This is a genomic window from Microbacterium sp. BF1, from assembly GCF_019279095.1.
Taxonomy (GTDB): domain Bacteria; phylum Actinomycetota; class Actinomycetes; order Actinomycetales; family Microbacteriaceae; genus Microbacterium; species Microbacterium maritypicum.
This window is the reverse complement of record NZ_JAGYWT010000520.1, coordinates 1-1,673: the sequence shown is the minus strand read 5'-3', so window position 1 is coordinate 1,673 and position 1,673 is coordinate 1. Positions and strand designations below refer to the sequence as shown.

Below are 1,673 nucleotides of genomic sequence, written 5' to 3'. Positions count from 1 at the left end.
TCGCGCGTGCCTGACGTGCGGCCTGGATCGATGCGACCTGCTTTTCGCCACCGCGGGTCCACGCCGTAGCGAAGCCCTGCGGGATGAGGAAGTTACGGGCGTACCCGTTCTTGACCTCGACAACGTCGCCGGGCTGGGTAGTGCCGGTGACGTTGTCGATGCAGCTCGGCGATCGAAGCGATCACGAACAGGCTCGCTCGCGAGAGCAGCGCGCGAAGCTCCTCATCGCTCGTGCGGCCATGGAAGGTGACGCGATCGGCCAGGCCGAGCTGCGCCGTCAGATGCTCCAGCTGCTTGCGCTGATCGCCGCCGCCGACGATGTCGAACGTCGTGGCGAGTGCCGGGTCGAGCTTCGTCATCGCCTTGAGGATGACCTCGACCTGCTTCTCGGCGGTGAGCCTGCCGACGAAGATGATCCTGTTCTTCTCGCGCGGGGCGATCACCGGCGTGTACTGCGTGCGGTCGATGCCGCAGCTGACCGGGATGACGCCGTCCACCTCGACGGTCTTCTCGAGGAAGTCGGCGGCGCGGCGCGTGGGAGTGGTGATGGCGCGGGTCATGTCGAACGTGCGCTTCGCATCCGCCCAGGCGAACTTGAGCACCAGGTCGTCGATGAACTTCGGCATGGTCGTGTGGTCGAGGATGTTCTCGGCCATCACGTGGTTGGTCGCGATGACCGGGATGCCGCGTTCGTTCGCGATGTACGCGAGCCCGCGGCCGATCACGATGTGCGACTGGATGTGCACGACATCCGGCTGCACCTGGTCGAGAACCTTGCGGGCGTAGTGCCTCGAGCGCCACGGCCACACGAACCGCAGCCAGTCGTGCGGAGCCCAGCGCAGCGACGGCAGCCGGTGCAGGGTCATCGGCTCGCCCTCGATCACCTCGGTGTGCGGCTGCGTACGCCGATACGCCTGGTTGGGGGCCACGACGTGCACGTCGTGGCCGCGCTGCACCAGGCCGGCGGCGAGACGCTCGGCGAAGCGGGCGGCGCCGTTGATGTCGGGCGAGAAGGTGTCGCAGCCGATCACGATCTTCAACGGTCGGGGCGAGGATTCGGCGGCGGAGCCGCTCGACGGATCGATCGGATCGTCGGAGGAGGTCACAGACATGCTGCCTTACGATGTGGCGGCCAAGGAAGAGCCCTGGTCGGGCGCTGGTCTGCATCAGCGAACCCCTCCTGCTGCGGCTTCTCGTGGACGTGTGTCCTGGTCGATGTCCGTATCGGTGGCCATCAGCGTCCCCGGTCTCGAGGCGACGGAGACGGCATCGATGACGAGCACCGTGATGTTGTCCCTGCCGCCGGCGCTGACGGCCTCGTCGATGAGCACGTCTGCCGCCCGCTGCGGGTCCTTCTCGGCGATCAGGATCTCGCGGATGCGGGCGTCGGCGACCTCGGAGGTGAGTCCGTCCGAGCACACCAGCATCCGGTCGCCGAGCTCCGCGGGGAACATCCAGTAGTCGGCGTCGCCCGTGCTGCTCGCGCCGATCGCCCGCGTGATGATGTTGCGGCGGCGGTCGGAGACGGATCGACGATCACGAGCGGGATCGTCGAATCCCCGTACCGCTCGTTCGCGCAACCGGTCACGCAGTTCATCAAGCAGTACCGCGAGAAGCACGGCTCGTCCGTCGTCACCGTGTACCTGCCGCAGTACATCGTGGGTCACTGGTGG

The 1,673-nt window shown here is 67.1% G+C and carries 3 pseudogenes; all 3 read right to left on the bottom strand.

The features are described from left to right. A pseudogene (locus tag KZA10_RS14365) lies at positions 1–160 on the bottom strand (bL9 family ribosomal protein); the annotation flags it as partial. A gap of 1 nt (position 161) precedes the next feature. Then, positions 162–1,112: pseudogene (locus tag KZA10_RS14360) on the bottom strand (glycosyltransferase); the annotation flags it as partial. Positions 1,113–1,166: 54 nt separating this feature from the next. Then, positions 1,167–1,673, bottom strand: a pseudogene (locus tag KZA10_RS14355) (hypothetical protein); the annotation flags it as partial.